We start from the raw sequence: 7,090 nt of genomic DNA, 5'->3' as shown, positions 1-7,090 counted from the left end.
TCGTTGTACCAAGTACCGGAGACCTCTTCAGTTATCGATCACCGCCACGCCGTGACTTCAACCGGCCAACCCCGAGTTACGAAACACGCCTTAGTAGCGCGAGCAGCGGACCACAGCCGGGCAGCGTCAGCAAGTGGTCTCGGGCGAGTTCCTCGTCCTCTGTTACGCCGAGCACCTCGAGGACACGGCCGCGCAGGTCGAGCTCGGCCACGTGGTCCGCTAGCCGCTGCGCGTACCGGCCTTTGCCAATTCGATCGATGCGTGACAACAGGGCGTTGCGGTCATCGGCCGTGGGCTTCCCGCCGGCGCAGTCCTTGACCGCGCTCGCAAAGTTCCTTTGCCGGACAGCACCGGAAGCAAGTTCGTTGAACGCGGTGACCATCTCGTCGGCGAGCAGCGGCGCTATGTCTACCTCCAGGGTGTGCCGGCCGACGTACACCCCCGCATTGCTGGCTTCGACGACCAGATCGTCCCGGCCGAGGCGAGTGCCGCTATCGGGTAGTTCGAGCTCGGCCATACCTTGCAAGCGGTCTGCGAAGTACTCGTAGGCTTCCGCGTCTTGGATCTGTAGCAGTCCCTGGGCTCGCCACAGTCCCGGTTCGGCGGCGGAAACGATGACGCCTTTGGTCCTATCTCTCTTCGCTGTGTCACTCGTGGCTATATCGCCGTCGGTAAGGACGACGAACGGCCGGTCAAGCGCGTTTGGGCCGAGTAACTGGGCGTAAGGGGCGAAATCCGTGCCATCCACGCCGGCCACCACAACGCCGTGTCCGTCCAGATCGAACCCGGCGGCGGCGGCCAACGCTGGCACCAGGTAGTTCTCGGCGGCGCCCTCGACCAGGATGACGTACCGAGCGAACAAGATTTCCGCGCGGGTGACGTTAAGGTAGCGCTGCAGGTCAGCCGTCTGCTCGGGGGTCAGGAGGCCCGGCGGCACGATCCGCGCCCGGGTGTTGCCGGCGCTTTCGGCTAGCAGCACCATGCTAGAGATCGGGGTAACTGCGGCGATGTGTGGGCTGTGCGTAGTCAGCACCAACCGGTTAGGTTCGCCGAGCAGGTGGGCGAATACGTGCCGCTGAAGGCTGGGATGTAGATGGGCCTCGGGCTCCTCCACCGCCAGGAGGGTGTCCTCGCCGTCCCCGGCCTGGCGGCGCAGCCGTAGCCGCTCCAACAGCAGCGCTAGGTAGATCACGTTCGCGGCGCCGGTCGACGTGCGTTCCACGCCACGGGTGCCGAATGGGTCCACGAACAGCCGAACGGTGCGTAGCAGGTCCTCGGAGCGGCCGGCGAACGCCAAAGACATGACGAGGTCCAGCTGCGGTCCGGCCATTGTCTTGACCCGTTCACGCAGCATGCGGCGCACGGCCCGTACGTTAGGGTCGCGGCTAAGTTCATCGCGTGCGGCCTGCATTTGTGCCAGGGCCCGGTCTACGTTGTCCTCGGCCGGGGGCAGTTCCCGAAGCAGCCGCGTCAGCGGGCTTCGATCGGCCCTGCCGAGATCATCCTCGGCGTTCCGGAGCGCGGGAAGCACCGACAATGCCGCATACCGCTTGGCGGACAGCATGGCGTTGGAGGGGTCATTGGCACCAAAGATCGTCCAGTTGTAGTCGTCCGGCGTCAGCTTGCGGGCAGGTGCGGTGCCGAGCACGACGCCCAGCGACTTCCTTGGCCGGAACAGATACGTCAGCCGGGCTACCAGGGGGCCGGTGGCGACAATGGCCCCGTCGAGCTCACTTTGGGCATCCGGATCCGTGTCGAAGTCGCTTAGCTCCACCTCCACCGACACCTCTGTGCCCTCAGCAAGCGGCGCAGACCCGTCATGTATGTCGTCCGGCTGAAGCTGCCTACGCCGATCTGAAAGGTCAGGATCGAGTACCAGCCGCAGCGCGTGCAGCAAGTTGCTCTTGCCGACGCCGTTCTCGCCCACGACGACCGCCGGGGTGGGGAACGGCTCGATAGTCATGTCCGCGAAGTTGCGGAAATTCCGGATTCGGATCTTGCGTAGTTGCACGCACCCTCCGTCCCGCCCACGGCTACGCGCCGAGTGCACGCCACGAGGCCCTGGTTCGCCTGGCCCCGACGTGGCAGGTTATCGAAGCGGGGTCATGAGCCGGCGCGTTTCTGTCGCCATGACGATACTTGCGATCGCCCAGCTCCGGCCTGACGGTGCATGACCGGGCCGCGTCAGGGGCATGCGGCTTGCGACCTAGCAAACGCGGGTGAGCCTGCCGCTGATGAACAGGGGCCGAGCAGGGCCGACCACGGGGGCGGGGTGGTGTTGTGGGCTGTGCCTCTCGCCCCGAGGGTCATTGGTTGTGCTACACCGAGACTCGTCTCTACGCAGCCACGGCTTTGTGCGGACTCCGGGCCGGAGGGTGGTGTGATGTCGCTGACCGACACCATGATGCCGATCTGCAGGCGATGGCGGCGGGTGTGGACCGGGGGTATCAGGAGGCCACGGCTGCTCGACCATGCGGTCGAGCAGCCGTCCTACGTGCGATCAGTGTTTTTGCGCTACGGCAGCGGCTCGGCAAGCTGGTGCAGAGTGCACTCGTTCTGGTCGCGGAACCAGCCCTGGGCCCAGACCTGGGCTTTGGGCGGCTGCCCGGTCGCGGTTTCGATGATGTAGCTGATGAGCCGGATCAGCCGCCACCGTTTGCCGTCGTGCATCCATTCGGCCGGGCCGGAGATGTCGTTGTACCAGTGCACACGTGCCCGGTCGGGGTGTGACGCCAGCCAGGTTCGGATAGTTTCGCGTTCTTGGCCGACCTGGTCGGGTACGACGATGGTCAGTTCGCTGCCATCGGAAATGGTTTTGTGAGCGATCAACCGCTCCACGGCGGAGGCCCGGCGGGCTTTGGCGGCCTGCGCGGCGACCAGTGTGCCACTACTCGAGCGCGGTCGGACCATGTATGCCTCCGCGTCGGGGACCGGTAGCAGTTGCGCTACCGACAGGACGGTCTCTCCGCCGTTGGTGCGGTAGAGCTGGTAGCGGACGAGTCGGATGTCGATGCCGGACTCGTACAGGTAGAGGGCGGCGTTGGTGACTGTTGGCCCGAAGTCACCGGCCATGAGGATGATCCGTGGCCTTCGCAGTGTCTCGTCGGAGACGCCTTCGGCCCATTCCTTCAGCTGTGCCAACGCCTCGTCGGTGGTCGTGTCGCCGCCGAGGTGCGCCGCATGGACCTCGGCCAGACTGTCGAGGCTGAACAGGCGGGCCATGGCCGCGTAGTTGATCGCCTGCATCGTGACGGTGTCTGGGGCGCGGTCGCGCTTGAGCTCAACGACGACGAGCCGTCCGGCCCGGTCCAGACCCAATACGTCGAGCCGGTCGGCGGCCGGCGTGCCGCCGGCTGTGATCCATCGCCCGTATTCGAAGGTGACGACCTTCATATCGCTGTCGATGAGTTCTGGATGGTCGACGACCCATTGCTGCAGGTGTTGACGTTCCAGTAGACCGGCTTCCTCCAGCGAAATCCGCTGTGCTGGTACCGCGTTGACGCCGTTCACCGTGAACACGATCTCGTCAGGCATGGGCGGTGCCTCCTTGCACTCTGCCTGGGGCCCGTAACTGGCGAGGCAGGTCGATGAGTCGGGTTGTGGGATCAGTTTGCACAAAGCCGGTGTCCTCATGGTCTGTCAGGTCGGAGATCAGGCCAACGACGACTACGACCGTCCCGCCTCTCCGGGCATCCAGTTCCTGTTGGCACGCTCGGCGAGGACCTACCCAAGCGGCGCGTGGAGTAGGAGACGATGAGCCTGGCAGGACGGGCTCGGGTGACGTTGCGTGCATCGATCCCGTATGACTCCCACCGGGATCATCAGCTGGTCAATCAGAACGCAGGTAGGCCCGTCGTTCTAGACTGCGGCAGTGAATAGACCGGGCCGCATCCACCTCGATCGTTTTTGGCGGCCGCGGGGATCAGCCGGGCGCGGAGAAGAGACGCGGGCGGCACTAGCGGCGGGGCAAGGCGTCCGGTCACTGCGCTACGAGATGGCGGCAACCCGGGCCATCGACCGGTACCCGCCCGCAGCCCTGTGGCACTTCGAGTCCGATGGCTGACTGGTGGTGGGGACCGAGCATCTCGGCGGCCCCCATCCTGACCTGTCATCCGGCAGTGTGAATCTCGATCTACTCGCGGTCGCGCTCAAGGGACTCCAGGAGACTCCCGCGCCCGGCGAGTCATGGTTCACCCCGCCAGCCCGCTCAGGTTCGCACACCCTGCGATGGACGACGAGATGCTTCCGACCTCAATCCAGCCAACTTGATCGTGACTCCGCACGGCCTACGGATCGTCGATTGGGCATCGGCAACGAAGGCAGCTCCGTGGGTCGAACTCGCATTGCTCGTCCAGTGGCTGATCGCCAGCGGCCACAGCGCCGAACAGGCAGAAGAGGGCTGACGCAGCTTCCCCTATGGACCGCGACCGACCGCAGGGTGTTGGACGACTTCGCGTCAAGAACGCATCCAAGCGGTCGGCCATGTCCCAGCGGAGCACCGAAAAGCTGGGTACACGACCTGGCGAGTGGACCGGCGAGTGGGCGGCACACCGGACCGCCAGCCATCAGTCACGTGAGCGACAGCGGGATGGCTCCCTCGTCACGTGGGGGCCCCGGTACCGGTAGGTCCAAGTCCTCCGTTAGCCGGCCAGCCCGGTCGGACCGGTAACCCGAGGCTGCGGGCTACCCCAAGGCAATCGGACGCCAGAGCCGAACGCCCTGCTCCCAATCTGCTCCCAGTTTAAGGGGCAACAGCGCGGAAGCCCGTTACCGGCCGAACCGGTGACGGGCTTCCTGCCTGCAAATATTCAGGGTGGGCGATACTGGGATCGAACCAGTGACCTCTTCGGTGTGAACGAAGCGCTCTCCCGCTGAGCTAATCGCCCTCAGCGCGCATGACTCTACCCGATCACCCGCCCGGACCAAAAACCGGGCCCTCAGTGCGTCGCGAGGTAGTGCAGCGCCTCCGCCACCACGTCGATGCCGATGCTGTACTTGAGCGACAGCCACACCACGACCGACACGAACACGAGGCCGACCGCGCCGAGCACGAACCGCAGCCCCAGCGACCGGCTGGTCACCCAGCGGGTCCAGGAGTTGACGTGCCGCCGGGTGAAGGCGAGCAGCCGTCGCGCCCAGTGGAACTCGACCGCCCAGACGCCGAGGCCGGCGATGACCAGCAGCCAGCCTGGCCCGGGCAGCGGGATCAGCGCGATGCCGACGGTGACGACGACGGCGCCGAGGATGCCGATGAAGATCTTCAGGGCGACGCGGCCGGTGGGGTTGGCGCGGATGAGGTCGAGCGTGGTGTGCAGGCGTCCCCGCCAGCCCCGTCGCCGCCGCGGCTGCTCCGTGAGAGTGGCTTGCGACCGCCCTTCCACCGGCACCTCGTACCCCCGACTTTCGGCTGCTCGGGCCGCACCTTTCGGCGGTTCGGCCGTGGTCCGCGACGTCACCGAGGAGGCCCTCGTGACCATTTCCACCCCCAGTGTCGCCCGGGACCGTCACCCCTGCTGACGACTGGACGTTACCGGAGTAAGTCGACGACTGAACCACCCGTTGCCGGGCGGGACGACGGAGTGGGCGGAACCGGAAAGTCTACTCGGGGCCGCGTGGTCCCGAGGGCTTTCGGAACCCCTTCCCACCACTGGGTGAAGTCAGCGTATGGCGGAGCGTAGCCAGGAGCAGCACCTGAGTATGGGAAAAGCGGGACACGCGCGTTCCGCAGCGGTGCCGGGGGGAGAACGTCCATGAGTGTCATCCGACCGACGACCGTAGAGGTCGAGACGTCGCTAAGGCTCGTCGCGCCTGACGCCACCGCCTTGCCGGTGCGTGCCAGTCTGCGTTACGACCCTGCTGACCCGTATGCGGTCCATGTCCTGTTCCACGCCGAGTCCGCCGGCGGCGAGGCGGTGAGCTGGTCGTTCGCACGCGAACTGCTGGTCACCGGGCTCGACGAGCCGGCCGGCATCGGTGATGTGCGGGTCTGGCCGTGGGCCACCCCGCGCGGCGACTTCGTCGCGCTGGCGCTGTCGTCGCCGGACGGCAACGCCCTGTTCGAGGTTCCGCGCAGCGTGCTGGTGCGTTTCCTGCGCCGGACCTACGTCGTCGTCCCGCGTGGCCGCGAGGCCGAGCACCTGGACGTCGACACCGCGGTGAACCGGCTGCTGGCCGGTCGCTGACACGGCGATACCCGGGGCCGCGCGGATCTGCCGAGTCCGCGCGGCCCCGGGCCGTCTGCAACCGGGGTACGCCTCAGCCGCGCGTGGTGATCCCGCCGTCGACCGGGATGACCGCTCCGGTCAGGTACGCGCCGGCCCGCGACGCCAGGTAGATCGCGGTGCCCGCCATGTCCTCGGGCCGGCCGATGCGGCCCAGCGGCACCTGCTGCTCGATGGCGGCGCGCGACTCGGGGTCGTCCAGCGCGAACGCCATCATCTTGCTCTCGAACGGTCCGGGCGCGATCGCGTTGACGGTGATCTGCTCGCCGGCGAGCTGGTGGGCGAGGCCACGGGTGAGCATGTGCACGGCCGCCTTGGTGGCCGAGTACGCGTACACCTCCATCCACGGGACCCGGATGCCGTCGATCGACCCGATGTTGATCACGCGGGCCGGGTCGTCGGCGCCCGCCGCGGCGCGCAGTTGCGGCAGCAGCGCGGTGGTGAGCCGGAAGACGGCCTTGACGTTGACCGCCCAGAGCTTGTCGAAGGCGCCCTCCGGGTACTCCTCCAGCGGCGCGCCCCAGGTGGCACCCGCGTTGTTCACCAGCACGTGCAGCCGGTCGTGGCGCTCCCGCACGGCCTCGGCGAGCGCCAGCGCGCCCGCGTCGCTGCCCAGGTCGGCGGGGATCGCCTCGCAGTGGCCCTCGGCGGAGAGTTCCTTGGCGACCGATTCGCACACGTCCGCCTTGCGCGACGAGATGATCACCTTGGCGCCGGCCTGTACGAAGCCCCGGGCGATCATCAGCCCGATCCCGCGTGAGCCGCCGGTCACCAGGACCGTCTTGCCGTCGACCGAGAACAGATCCGTCATGTTCGTCCCATCGCCGTCGCCGGGCCGCGGGCCGGTCGGCCGGGGCCGCGTGGCCGGT

The 7,090-nt window shown here is 67.2% G+C and carries 5 protein-coding genes and 1 tRNA gene; 1 reads left to right on the top strand and 5 read right to left on the bottom strand.

Features of this window, described 5'->3' with window-relative positions; genetic code table 11:
• Positions 1–76 precede the first annotated feature (76 nt).
• The 4 genes from ACFYON_RS27970 to ACFYON_RS27955 form a co-directional block, all read right to left on the bottom strand.
• Positions 77–2,011 carry an AAA family ATPase gene (locus ACFYON_RS27970; RefSeq protein ID WP_357712031.1) on the bottom strand — a complete coding sequence of 645 codons (1,935 nt, stop codon included), beginning with the start codon at positions 2,009–2,011 and terminating at the stop codon, positions 77–79.
• Between the two features lie 503 nt (positions 2,012–2,514).
• Positions 2,515–3,534: an endonuclease NucS domain-containing protein gene (locus ACFYON_RS27965; protein ID WP_387321263.1), complete on the bottom strand. Its 1,020-nt coding sequence runs from the start codon at positions 3,532–3,534 to the stop codon at positions 2,515–2,517.
• 1,280 nt (positions 3,535–4,814) lie between these two features.
• Positions 4,815–4,886: transfer RNA gene (locus tag ACFYON_RS27960), tRNA-Val, on the bottom strand.
• Between the two features lie 51 nt (positions 4,887–4,937).
• Positions 4,938–5,477, bottom strand: coding sequence for a TIGR02611 family protein (locus tag ACFYON_RS27955; RefSeq protein ID WP_354874749.1), 540 nt, complete (start codon positions 5,475–5,477; stop codon positions 4,938–4,940).
• A gap of 273 nt (positions 5,478–5,750) precedes the next feature.
• On the opposite strand from ACFYON_RS27955, the gene ACFYON_RS27950 reads away from it, so the two are divergent.
• A complete protein-coding gene (locus tag ACFYON_RS27950) occupies positions 5,751–6,182 on the top strand; it encodes an SsgA family sporulation/cell division regulator (RefSeq protein WP_007457244.1) in 432 nt (143 codons plus the stop codon).
• Positions 6,183–6,255: 73 nt separating this feature from the next.
• Here the strand turns inward: ACFYON_RS27950 and ACFYON_RS27945 are convergent, their stop codons facing one another.
• Positions 6,256–7,032, bottom strand: coding sequence for a glucose 1-dehydrogenase (locus tag ACFYON_RS27945; RefSeq protein ID WP_354874751.1), 777 nt, complete (start codon positions 7,030–7,032; stop codon positions 6,256–6,258).
• Positions 7,033–7,090: the final 58 nt, after the last annotated feature.

Origin of the sequence: Micromonospora sp. NPDC005686 (assembly GCF_042871665.1) — a bacterium.
Classification (GTDB): Bacteria; Actinomycetota; Actinomycetes; order Mycobacteriales; family Micromonosporaceae; genus Micromonospora.
Note: the sequence above shows the minus strand (reverse complement) of the source record. Positions and strands in the feature narration are given on the sequence as shown.